Source organism: Flavobacterium sp. S87F.05.LMB.W.Kidney.N (assembly GCF_004366435.1).
Lineage (GTDB): Bacteria > Bacteroidota > Bacteroidia > Flavobacteriales > Flavobacteriaceae > Flavobacterium.
This window is the reverse complement of sequence record NZ_SODX01000007.1, coordinates 225593-251743: the sequence shown is the minus strand read 5'-3', so window position 1 is coordinate 251743 and position 26151 is coordinate 225593. Positions and strand designations below refer to the sequence as shown.

At 33.5% G+C, this 26151-nt stretch carries 26 protein-coding genes; 9 read left to right on the top strand and 17 right to left on the bottom strand.

Annotated features, from left to right (window positions below; genetic code table 11):
- Positions 1-112: 112 nt before the first annotated feature.
- The 8 genes from EDB96_RS19980 (at position 113) to EDB96_RS19945 (ending at position 6535) form a co-directional block, all read left to right on the top strand.
- Positions 113-445: a hypothetical protein gene (locus EDB96_RS19980; protein ID WP_057115248.1), complete on the top strand. Its 333-nt coding sequence runs from the start codon at positions 113-115 to the stop codon at positions 443-445.
- A 2-nt stretch (positions 446-447) separates the two neighbouring features.
- Positions 448-1317 carry a hypothetical protein gene (locus tag EDB96_RS19975; protein ID WP_134142755.1) on the top strand — a complete coding sequence of 290 codons (870 nt, stop codon included), beginning with the start codon at positions 448-450 and terminating at the stop codon, positions 1315-1317.
- A gap of 40 nt (positions 1318-1357) precedes the next feature.
- Positions 1358-2440 (top strand): adenylosuccinate synthetase, encoded by a 1083-nt coding sequence (locus EDB96_RS19970; protein WP_134142753.1) that lies wholly within the window; start codon positions 1358-1360, stop codon positions 2438-2440.
- Between the two features lie 181 nt (positions 2441-2621).
- Complete coding sequence (locus EDB96_RS19965) at positions 2622-3170, top strand: RNA 2'-phosphotransferase (RefSeq protein WP_134142752.1); 549 nt, start codon at positions 2622-2624, stop codon at positions 3168-3170.
- A gap of 20 nt (positions 3171-3190) precedes the next feature.
- Positions 3191-4030: an ADP-ribosylglycohydrolase family protein gene (locus EDB96_RS19960; protein ID WP_134142751.1), complete on the top strand. Its 840-nt coding sequence runs from the start codon at positions 3191-3193 to the stop codon at positions 4028-4030.
- A 3-nt stretch (positions 4031-4033) separates the two neighbouring features.
- Complete coding sequence (locus tag EDB96_RS19955; RefSeq protein ID WP_134142750.1) at positions 4034-4765, top strand: metallophosphoesterase family protein; 732 nt, start codon at positions 4034-4036, stop codon at positions 4763-4765.
- An 8-nt stretch (positions 4766-4773) separates the two neighbouring features.
- Positions 4774-5055 (top strand): hypothetical protein, encoded by a 282-nt coding sequence (locus EDB96_RS19950; protein ID WP_134142748.1) that lies wholly within the window; start codon positions 4774-4776, stop codon positions 5053-5055.
- Between the two features lie 10 nt (positions 5056-5065).
- Positions 5066-6535, top strand: a complete 1470-nt coding sequence (locus tag EDB96_RS19945; protein ID WP_134142747.1) for a nicotinate phosphoribosyltransferase — start codon at positions 5066-5068, stop codon at positions 6533-6535.
- 292 nt (positions 6536-6827) lie between these two features.
- On the opposite strand, the gene nadD is transcribed toward EDB96_RS19945, so the two are convergent.
- The 4 genes from nadD to EDB96_RS19925 form a co-directional block, all read right to left on the bottom strand.
- Positions 6828-7409, bottom strand: coding sequence for a nicotinate (nicotinamide) nucleotide adenylyltransferase (nadD, locus tag EDB96_RS19940; RefSeq protein ID WP_134142745.1), 582 nt, complete (start codon positions 7407-7409; stop codon positions 6828-6830).
- Positions 7410-7519: 110 nt separating this feature from the next.
- Positions 7520-8092: a guanylate kinase gene (gene gmk, locus EDB96_RS19935; protein ID WP_057115241.1), complete on the bottom strand. Its 573-nt coding sequence runs from the start codon at positions 8090-8092 to the stop codon at positions 7520-7522.
- An 86-nt stretch (positions 8093-8178) separates the two neighbouring features.
- Positions 8179-9039: a YicC/YloC family endoribonuclease gene (locus tag EDB96_RS19930; protein WP_057115240.1), complete on the bottom strand. Its 861-nt coding sequence runs from the start codon at positions 9037-9039 to the stop codon at positions 8179-8181.
- 93 nt (positions 9040-9132) lie between these two features.
- Positions 9133-9480, bottom strand: coding sequence for an arsenate reductase family protein (locus EDB96_RS19925; RefSeq protein WP_134142744.1), 348 nt, complete (start codon positions 9478-9480; stop codon positions 9133-9135).
- Positions 9481-9559: 79 nt separating this feature from the next.
- Here EDB96_RS19925 and EDB96_RS19920 point away from each other — a divergent pair, with 79 nt between their 5' ends.
- Complete coding sequence (locus EDB96_RS19920; RefSeq protein ID WP_057115238.1) at positions 9560-10015, top strand: DinB family protein; 456 nt, start codon at positions 9560-9562, stop codon at positions 10013-10015.
- A 31-nt stretch (positions 10016-10046) separates the two neighbouring features.
- On the opposite strand, the gene EDB96_RS19915 is transcribed toward EDB96_RS19920, so the two are convergent.
- The 13 genes from EDB96_RS19915 to EDB96_RS19855 form a co-directional block, all read right to left on the bottom strand.
- Entirely contained in the window at positions 10047-10538 is a 492-nt protein-coding gene (locus EDB96_RS19915) for a septal ring lytic transglycosylase RlpA family protein (RefSeq protein ID WP_057115237.1), read from the bottom strand.
- Positions 10539-10628: 90 nt separating this feature from the next.
- On the bottom strand, positions 10629-11051 hold the full coding sequence (locus tag EDB96_RS19910; RefSeq protein WP_134142743.1) for a hypothetical protein: 423 nt from the start codon (positions 11049-11051) through the stop codon (positions 10629-10631).
- 105 nt (positions 11052-11156) lie between these two features.
- On the bottom strand, positions 11157-13919 hold the full coding sequence (locus tag EDB96_RS19905) for a TonB-dependent receptor (RefSeq protein WP_317126480.1): 2763 nt from the start codon (positions 13917-13919) through the stop codon (positions 11157-11159).
- A 333-nt stretch (positions 13920-14252) separates the two neighbouring features.
- Positions 14253-15896: a glucose-6-phosphate isomerase gene (pgi, locus tag EDB96_RS19900; protein ID WP_134142741.1), complete on the bottom strand. Its 1644-nt coding sequence runs from the start codon at positions 15894-15896 to the stop codon at positions 14253-14255.
- A gap of 112 nt (positions 15897-16008) precedes the next feature.
- Positions 16009-16341 (bottom strand): hypothetical protein, encoded by a 333-nt coding sequence (locus tag EDB96_RS19895; protein WP_134142739.1) that lies wholly within the window; start codon positions 16339-16341, stop codon positions 16009-16011.
- A gap of 29 nt (positions 16342-16370) precedes the next feature.
- Positions 16371-16991: a hypothetical protein gene (locus EDB96_RS19890; protein ID WP_134142737.1), complete on the bottom strand. Its 621-nt coding sequence runs from the start codon at positions 16989-16991 to the stop codon at positions 16371-16373.
- A 10-nt stretch (positions 16992-17001) separates the two neighbouring features.
- Complete coding sequence (locus EDB96_RS19885) at positions 17002-17610, bottom strand: hypothetical protein (protein WP_134142735.1); 609 nt, start codon at positions 17608-17610, stop codon at positions 17002-17004.
- A gap of 13 nt (positions 17611-17623) precedes the next feature.
- The gene (locus tag EDB96_RS19880) at positions 17624-18844 is read right to left on the bottom strand and encodes a peptidoglycan DD-metalloendopeptidase family protein (protein WP_134142734.1); all 1221 of its coding nucleotides are present in this window, start codon (positions 18842-18844) and stop codon (positions 17624-17626) included.
- A gap of 24 nt (positions 18845-18868) precedes the next feature.
- Complete coding sequence (locus tag EDB96_RS19875; RefSeq protein ID WP_134142733.1) at positions 18869-19810, bottom strand: tryptophan 2,3-dioxygenase family protein; 942 nt, start codon at positions 19808-19810, stop codon at positions 18869-18871.
- Positions 19810-20580, bottom strand: a complete 771-nt coding sequence (locus EDB96_RS19870) for a DUF3108 domain-containing protein (protein WP_057115968.1) — start codon at positions 20578-20580, stop codon at positions 19810-19812. The genes EDB96_RS19875 and EDB96_RS19870 overlap by 1 nt, the downstream gene beginning before the upstream one ends.
- Positions 20581-20878: 298 nt before the next feature.
- Positions 20879-22039: a 4-hydroxyphenylpyruvate dioxygenase gene (hppD, locus tag EDB96_RS19865; RefSeq protein ID WP_134142731.1), complete on the bottom strand. Its 1161-nt coding sequence runs from the start codon at positions 22037-22039 to the stop codon at positions 20879-20881.
- Between the two features lie 228 nt (positions 22040-22267).
- On the bottom strand, positions 22268-23425 hold the full coding sequence (locus tag EDB96_RS19860; protein ID WP_134142730.1) for a homogentisate 1,2-dioxygenase: 1158 nt from the start codon (positions 23423-23425) through the stop codon (positions 22268-22270).
- Between the two features lie 313 nt (positions 23426-23738).
- Complete coding sequence (locus EDB96_RS19855; protein ID WP_082586732.1) at positions 23739-26096, bottom strand: patatin-like phospholipase family protein; 2358 nt, start codon at positions 26094-26096, stop codon at positions 23739-23741.
- Between the last annotated feature and the right edge of the window lie 55 nt (positions 26097-26151).

Genomic DNA, 26151 nt, shown 5'->3' with positions numbered 1-26151 from the left:
AAAAAACTAAAAAAATGCTATTAACCGTTTCAGATCTATTTTTCAAATTTCAAGTCCAGCATGCAACTTGAAACATGAAACAAAGAAAACCTGAAACAAAAACCACAAAACAATGAGCGATTTAAAACCAAGATTTATTGAGTCTTTAAAAAGAAACAATGATCAGATAAGAGAAGACAGAGCCAAAACCATTGGTGAAGATTCAGAATTAATATACAGACGTCGAGTTGAAGACATTGAATTAAAAATAAAACGTTTAGAAAGAGAACAAGAAGGATTGATCGATATTAGTCCGCTGGATAAAAACAGTTTAACCTTTGCCGATTTTCAGCCAGAAGCTTTTGTACAGAAAGATATGGAACTTTCGCTGACCATCAGAAATTTGAATATCCAGTTTGAAGTAACAAAAAAGAGATTTGAGTATTTATTTGGTAAAACATTTTAGTTATGGGAGGTACAAGATATGATTTCGGTGCTCGTGAAGACAGAGCAAAAAAAATAGGTTATGCCAGCAAATCAGCTAGTGAGATATTTACACAGAATGCGTTACGAATGGCGCATGAGTCTATGAATCCGAATGGCGTGATTTTTAGAGAAGCAAGAGATTCTGATGTTCATCCAAACACAGTTCCAATTATTTTAGGATTGGATGTTACAGGAAGTATGGGACATATTCCGCACGAACTGATAAAAGAAGGACTTCCAAAATTAATGGGAGGAATTATTCAGGGCGGCGTTCCTGATCCGGCACTTTTATTTTTAGGAATCGGTGATCACGAATGCGACAGATATCCTTTGCAGGTTGGACAGTTTGAATCTGGAGATGAAGAACTCGATATGTGGCTTACGAGAACTTACATTGAAGGTGGAGGCGGAGGAAACGCTGGAGAAAGTTATCTTTTAGCGTGGTATTTTGCCGCTTTTCATACTAAAATAGACGCTTTCGAAAAAAGAGGTCAAAAAGGATTGTTGTTTACTGTTGGCGATGAACCAGGTTTGAAAACACTTCCGGCTTCGGCTATTAAAGAAATTATGGGTCAGGGACAACAGACTTATACACATCTTGAATTATTAGCAGAAGCCCAAAAAAGATACGATGTATACCATATAAGTGTACTGCATTCCGGACAAGCGATTAATGCCGATGTAGAATGGAAAGAACTGTTAGGACAAAATTGTTTGTCTATTGAAGATCACAGAGAAATTCCAAACGTAATTAAAAAGATTATCTGTGATAAACACAAAAGTTCTGGTTTAGGAACCATACCAGTTTCTGATGCAAATGATACAGGTTTAAATAATATCGAAATGCTTTAAAAAACTCTGCGTCTTTGCGAGATTAAAAAATAAATAAAAAATGAAAACAGCGCAAATAGTTATAGGTTTAGGATTTGGTGATGAAGGAAAAGGCATAACAACAGATTTTCTGGCAAAACAAAACCCTGAATCTATAGTTATTCGCTTTTCAGGAGGACAACAAGCCGCGCATACGGTTATGATTGATGATAAAAAACACGTTCATTCGAGTTTTGCGAGCGGCGCACTTCGCGGTCTTCCGTCTTATTACAGCGAACACTGTACAATTCATCCGCTTTTTTTATACAATGAAAAAGAAGAATTAAAAGAAAAAAATGCTAATCTGGATTTGTATATCCATCCGTTAGCAAAAGTTACAACTCCGTTTGATGTTTGGCACAACCGTGGAAACGTAAGAAACATAGATCACGGAACCTGCGGAAAAGGCATTGGTTCAACCATGAAAAGAAACGAAGGACCGTACAAATTATTTGCGATTGATTTGATTGCGCCGCGAGAAATGCTTTTAGAAAAATTAAATCAAATTGCCAATTACTACGGCTTTTTAAACGAGCCCGATATCGATCAGGAAGTTCAGGCATACCTTGAAGCAGTCGATAAAATAAAATGGAATATTGTTGATTATAGTTTTCTTTCAAAATATAATAATTTAATTTTTGAAGGAAGCCAGGGAATTCTTCTCGACATGGATCATGGTGTTTTCCCGAATGTTACTTATGCGAATACAACTTCAAAAAATGCAATTGAAATCTGCAATAAACTAAATATTGATGAAGTAAACATTTTTTACGTAACCAGAAGTTATACCACAAGACACGGTCACGGGTGGATGCCAAATGAAGGAGAAATACAATTAAAAAACAACGAAGAAGAAACTTGTGTTTTCAACGAATATCAAAAACATCTCAGATTTGGGAATCTTGATTATAATTTGCTGAATTACGCTTTAAAATTAGATGCTGCTTATAGTCCAATGGCAAAAAGAAATTTGGTTGTAACGTGCATGGACCAGTTAGAAAAGAATTATGAATTTGAAAATCTGACAACAGATTTCGAGACAATTTACGGTTCATTTTCACCAGATTCAAAAGATTTTAAAGAGATCACTTCTTTGTTTCAATAACAGAAAAATGAAATATAAAAATGAAAGTCTAAATTTTTGTAGGATCGAAGTTAGGGATGAATTGATATAAAATTAAAGAAGAACCACTGTTTCGTAGGAACATTTCATTGGTAGAAAAAATATCGCTCGCTAGCAGTTACGTTCATTCGAACGTTTAAGGGTCGGAATAAAAAAAATGAAAATGAATGAAAAAGAAACAAAAAGCGTCAGCAAATTTTTAAGTCTGGTGCTTAGACATTCTCCAGAAAAAATCGGATTAAAATTAGATGAAAACGGTTGGGCAGATGTCAACGAATTAATAGAAAAATGTACTAAAAAAGGAAACCGTCTCGACGCTGAACTTTTAGATTACGTAGTAGAAAATAACGATAAAAAGCGTTTTGCGTTTAATGAAGACAAAACGAAAATCAGAGCAAGTCAGGGACATTCTATTTCAGTTGACTTGAATTTAACAGAAACAGAACCTTCAGAGTATTTATACCACGGAACGGTTGGGAAGTTTATAGAAAGTATTCAGAAAGAAGGTTTAAAGAAAATGAGCCGTCAGCATGTACACCTTTCAAAAGACAAAGAAACAGCTATAAAAGTAGGAAGCAGAAGAGGAGCGGCTCAAATCTTAACCGTTAAAAGTGGCGCTATGCATCGCGACGGATTTAAATTTTATTTGTCTGAAAATAATGTCTGGCTGACTGATGTAGTTCCAGCAAAGTATATTGAATTTAAATCTTAATATAATCAAATAAAAAAATTATGATTTTAGAAGCAGCAATAGGCGATGCATACGGTGCGGGTTTTGAATTTCGCGATTTAGATTTTATTTCTCAAAACAATAATCTGACTCAATATCATAAACACGGACTTTACACAGAGATTTATAAAAGATATACAGACGATACTCAAATGGCAATTGCAATTACAGAATTGCTATTAGAAGACGATAACTGGAACGAGATTAAAGTGGCAGATAAATTTGTTGAGGTTTTTCACAGAGATAAAAGGCGAGGATATTCAGACCGGGTTTATAATGCTTTAGATGCCAGTACAAACGGAGCTGATTTTATCAAAATAATCAACAACGGAAGTAACGGAAACGGTTCTGCAATGAGAGCATATTCTATCGGGTATTTAAAAGATATTAAGCAGATACTGGAATTCTGTAAGATTCAGGCGAAAACTTCTCATAATACAGTTGAAGGAATAAGTTGTGCCAAACGCATTGCTTTGGCAGTTCACTATTTTAAATATAATTTGGGTGATGGATCTACTTTGATAGCATTTCTAAACGAGACTTTAAAAGAGAATGAGAATTATAGAATTACTTCTCCAATTGATATGCACGGTTATCCTACAACACAAGCGGTTATTAAAATGGTCTCAGAAGCTGTTTCAATGAAAGACTGTCTAAAAACAGGGATAAGTTACGGAGGCGATGCCGATACAGTTGCAGCCTTGTCTATGGCAATTTTAAGTCAGAAACAAAATTGTGAGAAAACATTGCCTCTATTTCTTTACGAAGAATTAGAGAATGATAAATTCGGAAAAGATTTTCTAATAAAATTAGATATAGCTCTTGATAATAAATTTAATTAAGTCATGAAAAGGACTTTAGTTTTTGGAGATATTCACGGTGGATTGAAAGCATTGCTTCAGTTACTTGAAAGAATTGATTATGCGGAGAATGACCGATTTATTTTTCTAGGAGATTATGTCGATGGCTGGAGCGAATCTAAACAATTAATTGATTTTCTTATTGATTTATCCCAAAAGCGGGAATGTATTTTTATAAAAGGAAATCATGATGCCTGGTGTCAAGAATGGTTAGAAAAAGATATCATAAATGATGTTTGGTTTTTGCACGGAGGGAAATCGACTATAGAAAGTTATGCAGACATTGAGCTTTCAGAAAAAGAGAAGCATTATCAATTCTTTAATAGTATGAAAGATTATTATGTAGACGAAAATAACAATTTGTTCATTCATGCCGGTTTTTCATCCATGCACGGACCAGAGAAAGAACATTACCAAACTAATTTTTCTTGGGACAGAACACTTTGGGAAATGGCTTTGACAATGGATAAAAGAATTAAAAAAGATTCACTTTTATATCCAAAAAGATTATTGCTTTATAATGAAATCTATATTGGTCACACGCCAACGCTTCATTATGATGTCGAAATTCCTATGAAAGGCTGTAATGTCTGGAATATTGATACTGGAGCTGGTTTTTACGGAAAATTAAGCTGTATGGATGTTCAAACGAAAGAATTTTGGCAGAGTGATGTCATGCAGACATTGTATCCTAACGAGAAAGGAAGAAATAAATAAGCTTTGAAATGAGTGAAGTACTAAAACTAATTGAACTAATTAAATCTAAAATTACAGCTGATACCGATTTAATGTGGACATCTTATAATTCTATAGAAGAATTAATTGCCGAAATAGATTTAAATTCTAAATTGGTTGAAAATAATAATGAACAAGGTCTGGAATTTTTTCGGCACTTATTTGCGCCAACCGGAACTTTACAAGAAATCTCTATGCAAAATGACTGGATTCAGGAATATTTGAATTTGTCTTTAGAATTTGATACACTATATGAACATTTAAAACTATAATAAAAAATATATGAACCCACTATTATTAACAGATGGTTACAAAGTTGACCACAGAAGACAGTACCCAGATGGAACAACATTAGTATATTCTAACTGGACACCACGAAAATCCAGAATTGAAGGTCTTGATGAGGTTGTGTTTTTCGGATTGCAGTATTTCATCAAAAAATATATTATTCATGACTTTGAAGAGTATTTCTTCAAAAAATCAAAAGAAGAAGTAGTTCAAAAATACGCACGCAGAATCAATAATTATTTGGGCGAAAACCAAGTTGGTACAAAACATATTGAAGATTTACACGACCTAGGATATATTCCGATGGTGTTTAAAGCTTTGCCAGAAGGAGCAAGTGTTCCTTTGAGAGTTCCAATGTTTACTATGTACAATACAATTCCAGAGTTTTTCTGGTTGACCAATTATTTCGAAACATTACTTTCTGCAGTGGTTTGGCTTCCTTGTAATTCAGCGACAATTGCAAAAGAATACAGAAAGGTTCTAGATAAATATGCAGCAGAAACTTCTTCTGTGCCAGAATTTGTAGATTGGCAGGCACATGATTTCTCAATGCGAGGAATGGGCGGAATAGAAGCGGCAATAACATCAGCAGCTGGACATTTATTAAATTTCACAGGTTCTGATACGATTCCAGTAATCGATTTTCTCGAAGAATATTATAATGCCAATTCAGATTTAGAACTTGTAGCAGGTTCAGTTGCCGCAACAGAACATTCTGTAATGTGCATGGGAACTACAGAAGGCGAGTATGAAACATTCAAAAGATTAATCACAGAAGTATATCCAAAAGGAATCGTTTCTATCGTTTCTGATACTTGGGATTTATGGAAAGTTTTAACCGATTATCTTCCAAGATTAAAAGAAGAAATTGTTTCAAGAGAAGGTAAAGTCGTAATTCGTCCTGACAGCGGTGATCCAGTGGATATTATTTGCGGAAATCCGAATGGAAGAACAGAACAAGAGAAAAAAGGCGTTATCGAATTGCTTTGGGATGTTTTTGGAGGAACTACAAATACTAAAGGATTTAAAGAATTAGTTCCGCAAATTGGAGCAATTTATGGTGATAGCATTACAGTGGCAAGAGCGACTCAAATCTGCGAAAGATTAAAAGCAAAAGGTTTTGCTTCTACCAATGTAGTTTTAGGAATTGGATCTTTTACTTACCAATATAATACCAGAGATACTTTCGGTTTTGCAATGAAAGCAACTTACGGAGAAGTAAACGGAGAAGGAAGAGCGATCTTCAAAGATCCTATTACTGATGACGGAACTAAAAAATCTGCCAAAGGATTAATGAAAATTGATTTAATCGACGGCAAGTATCATTTAACAGATAATGTTTCTTGGGAAGAAGAAAAACAAGGTGAATTGAAAGAAGTTTTCAGAGATGGAAAACTTTTGGTTGATCAATCGCTAAGCGAGATTAGAAGCCGAGTTAAAAGTGAAGTGAATGTTGAAGCATAATAATAAGCAAAAGCCTGAACGTAAGTTCAGGTTTTTTTGTGTAATTAATTTTATCAAAAACAATATTTTATATTCCGTAGGAATATCTCATCGGTAGAAAAAAATAGTATCTTTTTTGCGTTGTGTCCTGTAGGGACATTTGTTTTTATGGAAATGGCAAACCTCATTAATCAAACGTTCCTACGGAACGCATCATCATAATTCAAATTTAATTCTACCGATGATACATTCCTACGGAATGATTTTTTAAAATAAAAAACCTCCAGTTAAAACTGAAGGCAATTCAAGTTGTTTATTTTTTATAAAAATTATTATGGTCAATATATTCCCAAACTTTCGGTAGTAATAACGGCTGAATATTTTTACCTTCTTTTATGCTGTTTCGAATAAAAGTCGAAGAAATCTCTACAATTGGCGCATCGATTACATGAATTTTTGGATGCGATTTTAATTCCGTATTCTCAGGTTCATCTGAAATACGCGGATAGACATAGATGTCATGGTTTTCGAGAATCACTTCATAATTTTTCCACTTATGAAGCGTTTTTAAATTGTCTTCTCCCATTATCAAAGAGAATTCATGATTGGGATATTTCTCTTGTAAATGAGCTAAAGTAATTACCGTATAATTCGGCTGAGGTAATTTGAACTCAATATCTGAGGGTTTAATTTTCGGATAATCTTCTGTTGCGAGATAAACCATTTGCAAACGATGATGATCATCTAGAAGAGTCGCTTTCTTTTTTAACGGATTATGAGGTGTAACCACCATCCAAATCTGATCTAAATCTGCAAACTCAGCCATGTGATTGGCAATGATCAAATGACCAACATGAATTGGATTATACGTTCCGAAGTAAAGGCCTATTTTCATTTTATAGAGTTTCACAAAGATTCGCTAAGATAGCACAAAGATTCGCAAAGTTTAAAATAATACTTTTGCGAATCTCTGTGTTTTTCTTTGTGTATCTCTGCGGAATAAAATTATTTATTTACAAAATCTTTTACCAATTGATACGCTTCTTCCTTCGCTGTATCTAAATCGTAGTTTTTGATAATAGTATCAAATTGAGGAGCTGTAGCTAATTCTACCGAAGCTTTTGCAATTCGCATATTGATTTTGTCTTCACTCTCAGTAGAACGTTCTTTTAATCGGCGTTTAAGTTCGTCAACACTTGGAGGTTTTACAAAAACGGCTAAAGTCTGGTCTGGAAATTTATGTTTAATGCGAAGACCGCCTGCAACATCAATATCAAAAATTACATTTTTTCCCATTGCCCAAATTCTTTCAATTTCGGCTTTTAAAGTGCCGTAAAAATTATCACGGTATACTTCTTCCCATTCTAGGAACTCTTCGGCTTTGATGTGTTTTTTGAATTGTTCTAACGAAATAAAATAATAATCTTTTCCGTGTTCTTCTTCTCCGCGTGGGTCGCGTGAAGCCGCTGAGATCGAAAATTCTAAGTTTAAATCTTCTTTCCCTAGTAAATGTTTTACTATAGTTGTTTTTCCTGATCCAGACGGTGCTGAAAAAACAATTAATTTTCCTTTGTTCATTAGTTTATGCTTTAGGCTTTAAGCAATATGCTTTAAGCTTTAATGTTGTGCGGTATTCTGTGCCTATAGCTTATTGCTTAAAGCTTTTATAAAACGTTTAAAACCTGTTCTTTAATTTTTTCCAGCTCATCTTTCATCATCACAACCAATTTCTGCATTTGAGCATGATTTGATTTAGAACCCATTGTATTGATCTCGCGTCCCATTTCTTGAGTGATAAAACCAAGTTTACGGCCGTTAGCTTCAGTCCCTTTTATAGTTTCTAAGAAATAATCTAAGTGATTGGTTAAGCGCACTTTTTCTTCTGTAATGTCTAATTTCTCCAGATAATAGATTAATTCCTGCTCAAAACGGTTTTCATCAACATTAACCTGTAATTCAGAAATTGCAGTTTGTAAACGATCTTTAATAGCTTGTACACGTTCTGGATCTAATGCCAAAGCATCGTTCATGTACTGACGAATATTTCCAATTCGTAAATTGAATTCTTTTTCCAGAGATTCTCCTTCGTCTTTACGGAAATTTAGAATATTTTGAAGTGCTTCATCAATAATTACCTGAATCTGCTCCCAGTCGTTTTCATCGATTTCTTCGCGTTCTGTTTTTAATGTGTCTGGCATACGAACAGCCATTTTCATTAATTCAGTTTCATCAGCATCAGGATTAACTTCTTTTAACTGTGCAATATAATTTTTTACGACAGGAACATTTACTTTAGTCGAAGTTTGTTCTGCAGTGCTTTCAATGTAAATCGCAAAATCAATTTTTCCCCTTTCAAGTTTTGTTGAGATTTGAGTTCGCAAGCCTAATTCCATTTCGCGGTAAAGCGATGGCATTCTTACATTTAAATCTAAACCTTTGCTATTTAAGGATTTTACTTCAACGGTAATTTTTTTTGTAGGCAATTGCAAAGAAGCTTTGCCAAACCCTGTCATAGATTGTATCATATAATTGAGTATAAAGGCGCAAAGATAAATAAAAGTTTGCTGGTTTGTGTTGTAAATTGTTAATCAGTTTCGTACATCAAACTTTTAGTATTCTTACGATAATGCTTTTATAACTTCAGCAACATTTTTTTGGCTGTTGCCAATATAAATTTTCCCATCAATTATAAAAACCGGGCGACTTAAGAAAGTATAATGTTCTAAAATATATTTTTTAAAATCAGCTTCAGACAAAGATTTGTTTTTTAAATCCATCGATTTGTACAGTTGCGCTTTTTTGCTGAATAAGGCCTCATAACTTCCAGAAAGTTTATACATTTCTTCAAGTTCAGCTTCAGTAATCGGATTTTGTCTGATATCTTGAAAAACCAAATTGTTTTCTGGTAAACTTTTAATGATTTTTCTGCACGTGTCGCAAGATGCCAAATAGTATATTTTGTTCATGACCTTTGAATTTTATTAGAATACAAAGAAAATTCATTTGAAACTTAAAATTGTCTAATTTTAGAAAAAAAATAATAATATGAGTTCCGTTTTTGAAACACAGAAAACTATAAGAGAAATTCTTTTAAAAATTTTAGAAAGCCATTCTTTAGAGCAATTAAACAAAATTCCGCAAAGTTTTAGTAATAATATAATCTGGAATGTGGCACATTGCGTAGCGGCACAACAGACATTAGTTTATAAACTATCAGGACTTCCAGCGATGGTTTCGGAAGATTTTATTTTAAAATATCGTAAAGGGACAAAACCCGAAGGAGATGTTTCTCAAGAGGAAGTTGATGAAATTAAATCAGTTCTTTTGAGCACATTTGAAAAAACAAAAAATGATTTTGAAAGTGGACTTTTTGTTGATTATAATGAATATACAACCAGCATGGGATTTACTCTTAGAAATGTTCAAGATGCATTAGACTTCAATAATTATCACGAAGGAATTCATACTGGAATTGTAATGAGTATTCGAAAATTTGTATAAATAAAAATCCCGCTTCAAAAGCGGGATTTTTTTATTCTACTATAGTTTCAATGGTAACCTTCATAGCGCCGGCACCCTTACTTTTTGTGATATCCATAAAAGCTCTTTTGGACAAATCGATTTCACGTGTTTTTACAAAAGGACCGCGATCAGTAATTTTTACAATTACAAATTTTCCGTTTGCCTCATTTGTTACTTTTACCCTAGTTCCGAAAGGAAGTTTTTTGTGAGCGGCAGTATAACTGTTGTTGTTAAATCGGCTTCCGTTGGCAGTTCTTTTTCCATTAAAACGATCAGCATAATAAGAGGCATGAGCATTTTTTTTGTATGGTCTTAATTTTAAACCTTTGTCTGTAAATACTGAATCTATAGGTAATGCAATAATATTTGGTTTTGCATTTTTTACGGTATCTTGAATGATTTTAGGTTCTGTTGTAGGTTTGGTTTGGCTTATAACATAACTAAAGCCGCTAATTAAAGTCAAAGCAATCGTGGCGAATAAAATGTTCTTTTTATTTCTCATGGGTTATTTTTTTTCAGACTTGGGGGAGTTTGTACAAATAATATGCCGAGATAAAAAAAGCCCTGGTTAAGGGCTTTTAATTGGTATTTTTTAGAACCAAAGGTTCCAAGGAATTCTACTTAAAATAAGTAATAATCCTAATCCGTAAAATATAGCAAAGGTTTTAAACTTAGCTTCGCTATTGATTAATTTTTTATGTTTAGACCATCCGATAGTGATTAGGATGATAGCGATAATATTAATTAGTGGGTGTTCTAATGATGTTAATCTAAGTTCTGCATTTGACATTTGGCCAAAAGCTGCTTTTCCAAGTGGAGAAACAAAATATAGTATTAAACCGATCAATAATTGAGTATGGGTTCCAATTAAAGCAAATAAAGCGATTTTACGGTCTTTACCTGTAAACTCTTTTTTTGATGTTACTCCGATGATTGCATTAACAACTGCAACAAGTAAAAGAAGCAATGCTAAGTAAGCCCAGCCAGAGTGAAATTTTTGTAGAAAATTATACATAAACTGTGTTTTTTGTTTGAAACAAATATAACAAAAAAGGGTATAAAAAAACGGCATCAAACTTAAAAGTCAGTGCCGTTTTTATTATTTATTTAGATTCTAAATTTAGAAATCGTAACGTAAACTAAAGTTCCAAGTTCTTCCGTAACCAAAGTAAACTCTGTTTGCTGTAGCAACTCCATTGTAAACTTCCCCAGCCTGTGCATAAGTTACACCAGCAGGGTTTGCTGTAGAAGGAGCTGTTTTGTAATCACTTGTAAAGATGTTAGTAAATGATTCGTTGATGAATACTTTATCAAACACGTTGTTTACATTTAATCTGAAATTTAATGCCCCAATTTTAGGAGCGATGTTCCATTTGTAAGAGATACCAGCATCTGTAGTTGCGAAACCTGGTAATTCCATTGCGCCTTTGTTATTTGCAACAGAAAATTTAGATACATCGATATTTCCGTATAATTTTTCTGAGTAGTTAAGGTTAGCGTCAACATTAAGACCATCTAAGATTTCGTAAGCCGCACCAATTGCCATTGTTGTTTGAGCATTGTTTCCAACTTTTACGCCATCAAGATATAAAGGTTGATCTCCACTAATTGGATTATTTGCAACATCAAAACGACTGCTAGTAGCGTTTCCATTATATTTCCAGTCACCTACAGAGATCATTCCGTTTAGTTTTAATTTGTCAATTAACTTAGCATTAACATCTAATTCTATACCTTTATGAATCTCATTAACCCCTTGGAAAGTATAGTATCCACTTGGGTTAGCAGGGGCTTGGTCTGTTGCAGTTGTAAATCTGTCATCCCAAGTAGTGTAATAAGCATTTAAGTTTGCATTAAAGATTGCAGAACGGAAACCGTAACCAAGTTCGATTGCTTTGATTTTTTCGTTTGTAAGGTTAGGATTAACAATTGAAGCATTGTTAGGGTATACTGCGTTGAAAAACGGTTGTTTTGAGTATATTCCTCCATTTACAAATACATTGTGGTGTTCGTTAATGTTGTAGTTGGCTCCAGCTTTAACATCTCCACCTGTAATAGTTTTGAAACCTGTTTTAGCAAGTGGGCTATCATAAGCATACTTGAAATGGTCAAGTCTTTGGTAAGCCTGTTGAGATATAGCTCCTTGAAGGAAAGCTGTTAAGTTACCAGTAGTATATTCCAATTGAGTAAAAGCTCCGTAGTAATTAACTTTACTGTCGTTCCAGTAGTTTATTCTTTGTTGGTAGTCTGTGCTAACAAATGGATTTCCATTTGGTCTTGGAGCATAAGTAGTGTTAAAATAACCAGGATTGTTATTTACGTCAGCAACGTTTTTGTAAACATCAGCTCCAAGCAAATCAATTAGGTTTTGGAAGTGAATACCTTGATACATTCTTCCTTCAACTCCAAAATCGAATGTAAGATTTTCAGAGAATTTTTTATCTAAATTGATTACTGCACCATACCAGTTGTGTGAGTTTACAGAAGCAATTTGAGACAAACCATTAGTTAAGTTTGTTGCATTACCAGTTGATGAAACGTTCTCATATTTACCATTAACAGGAGTTCTTGTTCCTAATGTTGTTGGTTTTCCAGAGTTCCAATTCTCAATTAAGTCAAAATTGATTGTTCCGTCAGCATTTCTTAAAGTGTTGCCATTGTATGGTGTGCTACCTTTAATACCACCGGTTGAATTAGTACCTCCTCCACGTCCCCATGAAGCATAACCTACTGTAGATAATTTTGTAGTTTCGTTGATATCGTAATCCCAGTTAAGAGACATTACAGGTTTGTGGTAATAATTTGTTTTAAAATTATATTCCTCCCCATTTCTCATTCCCCAATCAGCGTTGTATTTGATGTTAGGGTCAGTGCCATTACCATATTTTATGTAATCACTTAATAGAGGAGATTGAGTTCTTTGGTCGTGCCATTGAGGTGCTCCTGTAAATGTAAATTGGAAGTTATGTTTATCGCTAGCTTTGTAACCTAAAGCGATGAAATAATTGTATCCTTCAAATTCAGTACCGTTAACGTATCCGTCTCCAGCTGTTCTACTAAATAAAACAGAAGCCGAAAGGCCGTTTTTCATAACTCCTGTGTTGTAAGAAGCTTGTGCTTTTATGTAATTGTTGTTACCAAAAGAAGAAGATACAGATCCACCTTCTTTCATGTCAGATGTTTTTGTAATGATATTGATTGTTCCTCCTACAGAAGAAATCGCCAATTTAGAAGCTCCAAGACCTCTTTGAACTTGCATTGCAGAAGTTACGTCAGAGATACCTGCCCAGTTGCTCCAGAATACAGCACTGTTTTCCATATCGTTGATTGGAACTCCGTTAACCATAACAGCAATATTTTTTTGGTCAAATCCACGAATCGCAATTCTTGAATCCCCATATCCACCTCCTGCTTTTGAAGCATATACAGATGGAGTGCTTTTTAAGATTTCAGGAAACTCTTGTGAACCTAATTTTGATTGAATTTCAGCAGCTTTAATTGTTGAAACAGCAACCGGAGTTTTTCTGTCTTTAGCAACGTCAATAACGCTACTTTTTACTACAACTTCGCTTAATTCGTTAGAATTAGAAGCTACCAAAGTAATAGTTCCTACGTTTGTAGTTGCGCCGTTAGACACATTAAATTTCACAGTTTGGTTGTCATAACCTAAAAAAGAGATAACAATCTCACCTGTGCTTGATGGTGAAGTAAGGGTGAATTTACCATCAAAATCTGTTGAAGTTGCTGTAGTAGATCCTTTAATCACCACATTTGCTCCTGGTAAACCGCCTGTTCCGTCGGTAATTTTACCAGTAACTTTTCCTTGAGAAAATACGGTCGAAACTATCATAAAAAATAGTCCAGTCAGTAACCAATTTTTCATTTTCTTCATTTTGTTATTGAGTTTATTGTTTTTGGCAAAATTATAACAATTAACTCAGATAATGTTATCGAAATGTTAAGAAAAATAAGTTTTGTTTTTTGTGTTGTGCATTAAAATGAATTTTATCTTTTTCTTTAAAAAAAATATCGTTTTGTTGAATTTATGTAAAGCTTTTTTGTTAAAAATGCAATAATTTTAATTATGTTGTAAGCTAAAACGTGCAAAAGAACTGTTTTTTTGTGTCTTTTATCGATATTTTATACGAAAAAACGCCTTAATTTCGATTAAATTAAGGCGTTTCAATATGTTACAAAATTTTTAAATTTTCTCCTTTTATTTATTTTTCAAGAAGTGATTTATTAAAAATGAAGTCGAGCTGTCGTGCTTTTTAACAGTTTTTGAATTTATTTCGTCTAAAATTGAATTTGCTAACTGCTTGCCCAATTCAACTCCCCATTGATCAAAACTAAAAATATTCCAAACGACACCTTGAACAAAAATCTTATGTTCATAAAGTGCAATTAAAGAGCCTAAGCTTTTTGGAGTCAGTTTTTCTATTAAAATGGTATTTGTCGGTTTGTTTCCAGTGAAAACTTTAAATGGTAATAGGTAAGATGCTTTTTCTGCGTCAAGTCCTTGTTTGTCAAATTCTGCCTGAACTTGTGCTGGAGTTTTTCCATTCATTAGTGCTTCCGTTTGAGCGAAGAAATTCGACATTAATTTATCATGATGATCTTCGTTACCGTAAAGCGGTTTTACGAATCCGATAAAATCAGTTGGTATTCTTTTGGTTCCTTGGTGAATCAATTGAAAGAAAGCGTGTTGCGAATTTGTTCCTGGCTCTCCCCAAATAATTGTTCCCGTTTGGTAATTAACTGGTTTTCCGTCGCGGCCAACACTTTTACCGTTACTTTCCATAGTAGCTTGCTGCAAATAAGGAGCTAATTTTGATAAATATTGTGTGTACGGAATCAGAGCTTCGCTTTCTGCACCATAAAAATTATTGTACCAAACGCTTAATAAAGCCAAAATAACCGGAATGTTTTCGTCAAATTCTGCCGATTTAAAATGCTCGTCCATTTCATTTGCTCCAACTAATAATTGGTTGTAATTATCAAAACCAATTGCCAAAGCGATGCTTAGACCAACCGCGCTCCAAAGAGAAAATCTTCCTCCAACCCAATCCCACATTGGGAAAACATTGTCTGGATTAATTCCGAATTCTGTTACTTTTTGAATATTAGTAGAAACTGCCGCAAAGTGTTTCGCGATATCTTCCTGCGTAGCCGATTTCAAAAACCATTCTTTGATAGTTTCTGAATTTGAAAGTGTTTCTTGAGTCGTAAAAGTTTTAGAAACAATTACAAATAAAGTAGTTTCAGGGTTTAAATTTTTGATGACTTCATTTACATGATCGCCATCAACATTTGAAACGAAATGAAGATTTAAATGATTTTTGTAAAATTGTAAAGCTTCAACCGCCATCACTGGGCCAAGGTCAGAACCACCGATTCCGATATTTACAACATCAGTAAAAGCTTTTCCTGTATAACCTTTTCTTTGCCCAGAAATTACTTCTTCTGTAAAGTTTTTGATTTTATTTTTTACTTCGTAAACTTCTGGAATTACATTTTCTCCATCAACTTTAATAACTGCCGATTCTGGAGCACGCAAAGCTGTATGAAGAACTGCACGATTTTCTGTTTTATTGATTAATTCTCCTCCAAAATAATCAGCAATTGCATTCTTTAATCCGATTGAATTTGCCAATTCTAATAAAAGCGAAATAGTTTCCTGACTGATATTGTTTTTAGAATAATCTACTAAAAAGTCATTCCATTGCAGGTTGAATTTTTCAACGCGGGCACTATCTTGTTGAAACAATTCTTGTATAGTGGTTTCGTGAATTGCGTTATAGTGGTTTTGCAGATTTTTCCACGCTTCAGTCCCAGTTGGGTTTGTTGTGTTTAAAGCCATTTTTATCTATAATTGAGTTTGTTCTTTGAAACACAAAAATACTGAAATAACTTTTAAAAGAATAAAGGTTCGAGATTATATAACAATTAGTTACGAAAACGTTTTTTGGATTTTAGTTTTGAACTTTTGAAGTTAAGATGATAGCGCCATCATTTTCTTTTTCATTGTAAATTATGCGGCTGCTATTCTGGTTTAAAAAATCCAAATCAACAATCTCAGATTTTTTTAAAGGTAATAATATTGTGTCTTGTTCTTTATTGTATTTAAAAGGAATTCCATTTATAACAATCAATGGTGACTTTCCAATTAAATCTTTTTCAAAAGCAGTGTTGACTAATTCTTGAACAAAATATTTGCCTTCTTTACTATCATTTAATATGAAAACTTTTGGACTGGAACATCCAATTACTATTAATGATGAAAAAAGTAGAAAAATTTGTTTCATTATTTAGTGAGATTATGAAATGATAATTTTTACCAAAACTTCCACCAAGGTTTTTTATTAATCTCTATAACTTTCTTCGTAATATCAACATCAATTCTTTTCGGAGATTCTGTTTTAATTTTAGAATCATCAAAAAATAATTCGCCGATGTCGCTCATTCCAAGTGGAGATTTTGTTCTTTCTCTCCAGTTTTCAGTTTGTAGTTCCGGTATTAAGTCAGTATTGATTTTTTCGCGAAAGCGTTTTTGAGCTTTTTCTATAATTTCTTCTTCCAGATTTGAAGAGGAATTTTTAAAGAGTGAAATCGAATTGTCTGGAATGTTTAAAAGGAAAATTTGTGTTTTATCTTCAATTCTCTGAATATCCAAGACTTTAAAATAAGCAATAGAATCTAAAAGAAAATGACCGTTTTTTGCCGAATCAGGATTAAATTTTGACAAATCTTTGGGGTGAGAACTTGCAATTAAATATCTCAAATTTCCAAAAATACCACCGCCAATAGAACTCATATCGGTAAAGCCTTTTTCTTGGATGATTTGACCAATTTTATATTTTGAAATTAAATCTTCTGAAAGATTAGTATCTCTGTAAAATAATTTTAAACCAGAAAAAGTTTCATGATACATGGTTTTAAGACGCGAATTTTTCATGACCTAATTTTTACTTAAATAATATCGTAACTAAAAAATAATGTGGAATTTTAAAATGTGTTCCAAGGTTTTCTGGCTTGATATCCGACTGGACTACTTCGCAATAAGAACTAGAACCATCTTCATGTTTAGTGGGAGTTAAAATGGCAAAAACTGCTGTCTCTTGGTTTGGGTCAATATTTAATTCATTCTTGTTGCCAAAAAAATCCTTTAAGGTATATTCATCTGAATTGTCTTTTAGTTTGAAGTAGGATTTTTTGCTTCCAAATCTAGAACCTCTTATGTATATTTTTAATTTTCCGTCAGCCATCTTAAATAAAAATTTTAAAGATTCTTTGTCTGACTTTATCTTGAAATACTCATCTTCTAATCCATCAAAAAGTATCGATTTACTGATTAGCTTGCCGTTTTTAAATTCTTGAAGAGAAATTTTATATTGTTTTTCTTTTATTTCTTTTCCTTCAAAGTTTAGTTGTTCAAAATGAATGTTCTCAAAATCAATTAAATTTTGAATGTCAGTATTTTCACTCCCGTAATAACTGGTTACTTTAACGCTGTTTTGTCCAAAAGAAAAATTTGCTGCTAAAACAAGTAATAGCAATGAATATTTAATTTTCATAAAATAAGTTGATTTACAAATTTCCAATACTATCCAATTCTCTTTTCAATGGTTCAATCTGTTTCATGAAACGAGTCCTGTCGTTTCCTGTCAAAGATTCTCCAGTTGGAAGATTCAATCGAAGTGCATCTACTTGAACGCCATTTTTCCAGAAACGGTAACAAACGTGAGGGCCAGAAGCTAAACCTGTACTGCCGACCAAACCAATTGTCTGTCCTTGAGTAACACGCTGTCCGCGGCGAACCAAGATCTTAGACATGTGTAAATATTGAGTCGAGTAGGTGCCGTTGTGTTTTACTTTTACAAAGTTTCCGTTTCCTGCAGTATATCCAGTTGCTTCAACAACTCCTGAAGCAGTTGTCGAAATTGGTGTTCCAGTCGGAGCAGCGTAATCGGTTCCTTTGTGCGCTTTCCAAGTGTGCTGCACCGGGTGAAATCTATTCATGGTGAATCTAGAAGTGATTCGGCTGAATTTGATTGGAGTTTTTAAGAAGAAGTTTTTAAGTGTTTTTCCTTCGTCATCATAATATTCTACCTTTCCAGAAGTTGTGTCTCTTTCAAAAGGGAAAGCATAAATAATTTTACCTTTATATTCAAAAAATGCAGCTTCTAGTTCTTCAACTCCGTCGTAAGTTTTTCCATTGATAAAGCGTTCCGTAAAGATTAATCCGTAACGATCTCCTTTTTTAAGTTTAAAGAAGTCAATAGACCATGAAAATACTTTTGTGATTCTGCTGGCTAATGCCGTTTCTACACTTTCGTTTCCTAAAGTTTCAGATAATGAACTTTTTAAAACACCTCCAATTATTTTTCTTTTTAAAGTAACTGGTTTTACTTTTTTATAAGCTTTAGCAATACTATCTCTTAAATCAATAACATAGTAGCTTAAAGCATCGGGCTGATAAATAAAAACTTCCAGATTATTAGTTTTGTTTTTGGCACGAAGCAAAGTAAAAGGTTTGCCATAACGAATACTTCTAACGTTGAAAGAATCTTTTACTTGTTCGACAATATCGTGTACTTTTTTGTCTCCGATATTTTGACTTTGAATGATTGAGCCGAAAGAGTCTCCTTTTGAAATTGTATCATTTACAACATTGAAATCTGCGTAATTAAAACCGAATTCTATTTTTTTGGTTGTTGGTTTAGTAATTTTGGTTTCAACTTTTTCTTCTGCTTTTTTGCATGAAAAAATAGAAAACAAGACAATTAAAATTACGACTGCTTTTTTCAAACTTTTTGCTTTTTTGTGGTGAAATTATTCTGCGGTTTCATTTCCCCAATTGGACAATTCTTCTTCGGTCCACAATTTAGGAAAAAAGATGCGTCTTTGGCATTTTGGATGCATATATTTTTGCCAGTCACTTCCGCCAGTCGCTTCTCCATTACCTTTTCCACTTTCTAGTATATATTTTCTTGCAGTATTTAGGTGCTGCATAACCCAAGTGATATTCACTGTTTTGTCGTAATGACGCATCGCTTGAACTAAGTCTTCATTCTGCTGGTCTTCAGCTGGTAATTGCGTGAATTTCTGCCAGATATTTTTAGTCCTAAAAGTAGACATTTGTCTCAAAAACTGATCTTTATATTTGGTTTCGAATTCTTGAAGTAAATAAGATTTTGCACCAGTATGATAATCTTTTCCGGCAGCCTGCCAGTACAAATGTTCGAAACTAGTTTCTAAATCTGTGTTTTCGTCAAAGTTTGCTTTGTACCTGCGGTCTGTTAAATTGATTACATCCGTAGAAGCAAATTCAATCATTCTATATTGCGCGCTCTGAAAACCGCTTGCAGGAGTAAGCGTGTTTCTAAATTTCATATATTGATCTACTTCCATACCGTTTTCCATGATACTGAAAGAGTTGGTGAGCATGTCAAAATATCTAGTAATTCTTGATAATCTTTCGCTGAAAAAATCAACCTGAATATTTTCTTTTTCGGCAATTTGATCAATTTCCCACAAAATCATTTTAAAGATTAATTCATTTACCTGATGGTACATAATAAAAACCATTTCGTCAGGAAGAGTGGTGCGTTGTATTTGTAAATTCAACAATGCATCGGTTTGAATATAATCCCAATAAGTAATTGGTTTAGCCCAAAGCAATCCTTCCAATTGAACATCAGTTTTTTGATTTATGGCTTGAAATTTAAGATCAATTTCTTTTAAGATTGCTTCAGAATTATCTGTAGGGTTCATTATTTTTTTGCTTTAAGTGGATATTTTAATCCTTTATATTCATCAAGATCTGCTTTAAGCGATCCTACTGCAAGATCTGCTTTAATTCTTAATGGAACTTTGTTGTTGTCGTCTGATATCCAGAGTGTAACACTTTCTTTTTCTTTAAAAACGCGACCTGTTTGTACCAATGGTTTAAACATCATGGTAGAAACGGTTCCAAATTTAGTTGTAATATCCTGACGACCTACATATTTTAACTTAAATTTTGTGATTTCTTCGTCAAAAAACATGTCGATAGAAATAGATTCGCCAGATTTTAATTTGTCAATGTTTGGATGATTTCTCAAATAATAAAAAGAAGAAATTATATCTTGCACATTGTCTGTTACTATAATTGTCTTTTCGGTTTTGCGCTTATAGTCTTTAACCAAAACCCTGTCTTCATTTTGATTAAAAAAGCCTTCTTGATTTTTGGTATAACCGCCTTCGTCAATTTTTCGGACATAGCGGTAAGGTCTTCCTGTTTCCTTGTCAAAATAGCTTTCATATAAATCTTCAACTTTAAAGAAAAATTTTGACATACCTGTTGTGTAACCTTTACCAATAGCATGATATACTTTTTTGTTGCTTATGGTTGCATCTTTAACTTCTAAAGTTGCATATCCCGCATTTACAATTCCGTAGTGAATTCTAAATTTGAAATATTCTCCAGTATCGAATGCGTCCTCTTTTTGAGTATCAAACGCCAGTGTTGTTAGTGCTAATATGATGAGGATGAATTTTTTCATAGTACAATTTTTACATTTCATTATAAAGATAAATAAATGCAAATTCTATTCCAAATGTACCAAAACAAAAAAACTCAGTCAAAGATGACTGAGTTTTTATGCTATTAACTAACCAAAAAACTATAAATTATGAAATTTATATCAATTCGGAAGGAAACCACCCCTTCCTGATTTGCGAGTGCAAAGATAGATAGAAAGTTCAAAAAACAAATAGCCAAAGTCAAGTTTAACATAACATTTGCAAAAAAAGCATCGTTTTTTAGAGAATTGTGCTGTTTTGTATATAAAATTTAACGTTTTATAACGTTCCTCTCAATTCTTGCTCTCTTTCGATTGATTCAAAAAGTGCTTTAAAGTTACCTGCGCCAAAACCTTTTGCACCCATTCTTTGAATAATTTCGAAGAAAAGAGTAGGTCTGTCTTGAACTGGCTTCGTAAAAATCTGCAATAAATAACCATCTTCATCAGCATCTACCATTATGGCTAGTTTTTCAATTTCGTTTATATCTTCTTTCATCATGTCCATATGAACACCTAATCTTTCAGGGATTGCTTGGTAGTAAGTATGCGGAGGAGCTGATAGAAATTCAACACCGCGTGCTCTCAATTGCGATACTGTTTTAATAATATCATCGGTAGCAATTGCGATATGCTGAATTCCAGGTCCGCCATAGAAATCTAAATATTCTTCAATTTGAGATTTTTTCTTTCCTTCTGCCGGTTCGTTGATTGGGAATTTAATTCTTCCGTTTCCATTAGACATTACTTTGCTCATCAAAGCAGAATATTCTGTGGTAATTTGTTTGTCATCAAAAGATAAGAAATTTACAAATCCCATTACATCTTCGTAGAATTTTACCCACGTATTCATTTCGTTCCAGCCCACATTTCCAACCATGTGATCAATATATTTTAATCCTGTTGGTTCTGGATTGTAATCAGATTTCCACTCTTTGTAACCTGGAAGGAAAACACCATTATAGTTTTTTCTTTCTACAAAAATATGAACCGTTTCTCCATAAGTATAAATTCCAGAACGAATCACTTGTCCAAACTCATCTTCTTCAACAGTTGGTTCCATAAAAGAACGCGCACCGCGTTTCATAGTTTCTTCGTAAGATTTTGTAGCATCTTCAACCCAAAGTGCAGCAACTTTTACACCGTCACCATGTTTTTTTAAATGATCGTTTATTGGAGAATCAGCTGTTAAAGGTGTAGTCAAAACAATTCTGATTTTATCCTGCTTCAAAACATAAGATGCTTTGTCTTTTACTCCAGTTTCTAATCCGGCATAAGCCAATGACTGATATCCGAAAGCAGTTTTGTAATAATGTGCAGACTGTTTTGCGTTCCCCACATAAAATTCTACATAATCTGTTCCTAATAATGGAAGGAAATCTTGTGCTCCTTCAAATATTTTTTCTAATCCGTATTCTACTGATTTAACTTCTTTACTCATGATGTTTATTTGTTTAATCGGTAAATCGTTTAATTGATTTTCCGAAATGTTGTGTTTAAGTTTTTTTTTTAACGCAGAGTACACAAAGTTTTTTATCAATAAGAGTTTGTAAAAAACACAAAGGTTACAAAGCTTTGCGAACTTGGTTTAATAAAATTTCCTCAGAAACTCTGTGAACTTTGCGAATCCTTTGCGGACTTTGCGGACTTTGCGGTTAAATTCGATTAGCTATTCCGTCCAAGATTTGTAATATTGACCATCATCCAATCCCATAGCTTCTTCCGTAACCATAAGCGGACGGAAAGTATCAACCATAACAGCTAATTCCTGAGTTTCTTTGTGGCCAATACTGCGTTCCATCGCGCCTGGCGCAGGACCGTGTGGAATTCCTTTTGGGTGTAAAGTGATATGACCCTGCTCAATATTATTACGGCTCATAAAATCGCCATCTACATAATATAGTACTTCATCAGAATCTATATTGCTGTGATTGTATGGCGCCGGAATGGCTTTCGGATGATAATCATAAAGTCTTGGGCAGAATGAACAAACGACAAAAGCTGCCGTTTCAAAAGTTTGATGTACTGGAGGCGGTTGGTGAACACGCCCCGTTATAGGTTCGAAATTGTGAATGGAAAATCCGTATGGGAAATTATATCCGTCCCATCCGACAACATCAAAAGGATGTGTTGCATAAACCACTTCGTGAATCATGCCTTCTTTTTTGATTTTAATTAAAAAATCACCTTTTTCGTCGTGGGTTTCCAATTCATTTGGCAAAATAAAATCACGTTCACAAAATGGAGAATGTTCTAAATGCTGACCCGATTGGTTTTTATATCGTTTTGGAGTATAAAATGGAGAATACGATTCTACATAAAATAGTCGGTTTTCTTCGGTTTCGAATTCTATTTGATAAATAATGCCTCTCGGAATAATCAAATAATCGCCATATTCAAACGGAATGTTTCCTAACATGGTTCTTAATTTTCCTTTTCCTTTATGGATGAAAAGCATTTCATCGGCATCGGCATTTTTGTAGAAATAATTACGAAGCGATTCTTTCGGCGCAGCCAAACCAATAATGCAGTCTTTATTGACTAACATGGCTTTTCGGCTGTCTAAAAAGTCATTTTCTGGTTTTAATTCAAAACCTTTAAAAAGTAATGATTTTATGTTTTTTCCGATTGCAATTTTTGGTTCAACCGAATAAGAGTTTAAAATTTCTTTAACCTGCGTAGGTCTGTGTACGTGATACGACAGCGACGAATGTCCGTGAAAACCTTCGGTTCCAAACAATTGTTCGTAGTAAAAACCTCCGTTAGGTTTTTCAAATTGGGTGTGTCGCTTTTGTGGAAAGTCTCCGAGTTTGTGATATAATGGCATGGCTTTTCAATTAGATAATTTGTAAATTAGATAATTCGAAAATTGAATTGTGTGAACAGATAATCCAATCATCTTGTGAATGATTTAAATTATCTCAATTCTATAGCTTACTCAGGATTTCTCTTGATGAGGAATTGAAGATACTCTAATAAACCTGTCCATTTTGTTTTCATTATAACAAATGTCGTAATTTTTTCCGAGTAAAATTAAAAATTATATTAATTATAACTATAAGATATTTTAATTTTTTTGATATAATTTTTGCATAGCAAAAAAATACCGCGATTTTATTGAATTATTCTTTGATAAAAGGCTAAAATAAAAATCCAATACTAAACCAAGTAAAGCTTTTTGACATTTCTGGAGACCATGATTGTTTGATCTCAATTGGGCCAATTATAGTTTCCAATCCGTAACCCAAAGCATAACCTGTATATTTTGGCATTGAGATCCAGTCGACTGTGCTGAAAATGTCGTTTCCTAAATTGGCGAAATTGGCAGAAAAATTAATATGATTTTTTCTGATGATTTCGTAATCCAGCGTAATTCCAGTTTTGATATAACTGTTTCCGGCAATACTTAAAAAGTCGTAACCGTAGAAATAATTAAAATTATTGATTTTACTGTAACCGTAACCTCCTAAAATGTAATCAAAAAACGGAACGCTGCTGCTTCCAAAAGTAAAACCTGCATCGGCATCAATCTTAAAAGTTGCTTTCGGGAATAATGTGTTTACAAAAGACAATTCGGCTTTTGCCATCGAAAAAGGTTTGAATGTATTCGTATAATCTGACGATGCCAAGTACGTTTGTAAATCTGTAGAAAAATACAATCCAGAACTTGGATAATATTTGTCGTCAAAAGAGTCATATTTTAAGTATGCAAATGCACTGAAGTAATTGCTTTTGTCAATTATGTTGTCTTCATTTGAAAGTGTCGGCGAATTTATCTTAAGATATTTGTATTCTAAACCACCGCCCATTAAAAACTTCTGTACAAAAATCGTTTGAAAATATGCTTGGTTATTAATATCCATAAAATCAACATTGATTAAATTGACACCAGGATTATCATAAACCAGATTGCTCAGACTTGTTGTTACATTTCGATTAAATTGATTGAGCCTTGAACGGAAACCAAAGCTGATATTAAAACCATTTTCGACATAATAATTAAAATCATACCTAAAATTATCCCCAAGAATAATATCTACGGAAGTAACGTCATTTTTTAGAAATGTTTTTTTGTGCGTAAGGTTTAATAAAATACCACTTTTATAAAGTCCGTCATAATGAAGACCAAGTTTTAAATAAGTCTGCGTTGGATTTTCACGAAGAACTAAATCTAAATCATCTTTATCTCCATCTGGCTGCAAACAATAAGAAATTGTACTGAAGTTCTGCGTTGCATTTAAATTGTTTATCCCCGTTTTTAAATCATTATACGTAATCGTACTTCCCGGTTTAAAACGAAGTTTACCACGAATATATTCTTTAGTATAATTGTCTAATTTATCAGTGTTTATTTTCTGAATTTGAATGGTGTCTGTCGCAACTTTTAGTTTTGGTTTTTTGTAAAAAGTAGTTTCATCAGACAAAGCTTTAATCTTTTCATAAACTGCAAAAGCTGCTTCTTCTCCTTTTCGAATAATTTCTTCTCCTTTATCAAATGAAATTACGCCATAATCGCGAATGTCTGGTTTTATATAAACATCCGTATCTTTTATTTTGTTTTTCATTTTGTCGATAGACTGGAGATTGGTAATCTGAACCAAAATACGCGTAGCATTTTTTAGGTTTTTTCTCTTCATCAAATCGTCCTGAACATCAACACCAATAATAATATCTGCTCCAAGATTACGAACTTCTTGAATTGGGTAATTGTTTACAACGCCGCCGTCGACCAATAAATTTCCGTCGATTTCTACTGGAGTAAATAGGGAAGGGAAAGCAGCACTCGCCATCATGGCTTGAACTAGATTTCCTTTATTAAGTAAAACTTCCTCGCCTGTTTCAATATTGGTTCCGATACATAAAAAAGGTGTTGGCAGTTTATTGAAGTCACGAATATGACGAACATTTCTGGTCAAACTGCTGAGTAAATTGTAATTGTACATTCCTTTTGAAAGTGCTTCTGGAATGCCGACTCTGAAATTACTGAATGGTAAAACGATAGCATACAATTCGTCATTCTTTTTCCCGTAAAAATTCTTAGACGAACGCGGAATATAATCATTTATTAATTCGTCGAAATTGGTCTTTTTGAAAATCGAATCAATTTGAGAAGCATTGTAACCAGAAGCGTAAAGTCCGCCGATTACAGATCCCATGCTGGTTCCGCCAATAAAATCAATTTTGATTCCGGCTTCTTCCAAGACTTTTAAAACTCCAATATGTGCAAAACCTTTAGCACCACCGCCACTTAAAACCAAACCAATTTTAGGTCTTTTTACACTGTCTTTTTTGATTTCTTGTGAAAATGATTTTTCTGGGAAAAGTAAAAAAAGTGTAAAAAGCACCGATGCCACGCCCCAGATGGAAATGGAAAACTGCGAGAGACAAAAGGTTATTTTTTCCTGCCAAAAAAGAGCGACCCAAGAAGCTCCTTTTTTGGGATTGGAAAAAAATCCTTTTGACCGAGTATTTGAAATGGACAGCTGGCTTAGGCGCATAAAAATTAACTAATTGGTTTTGTAAAAGTCGGCAATTTTTTTTGCTTTTAATAGA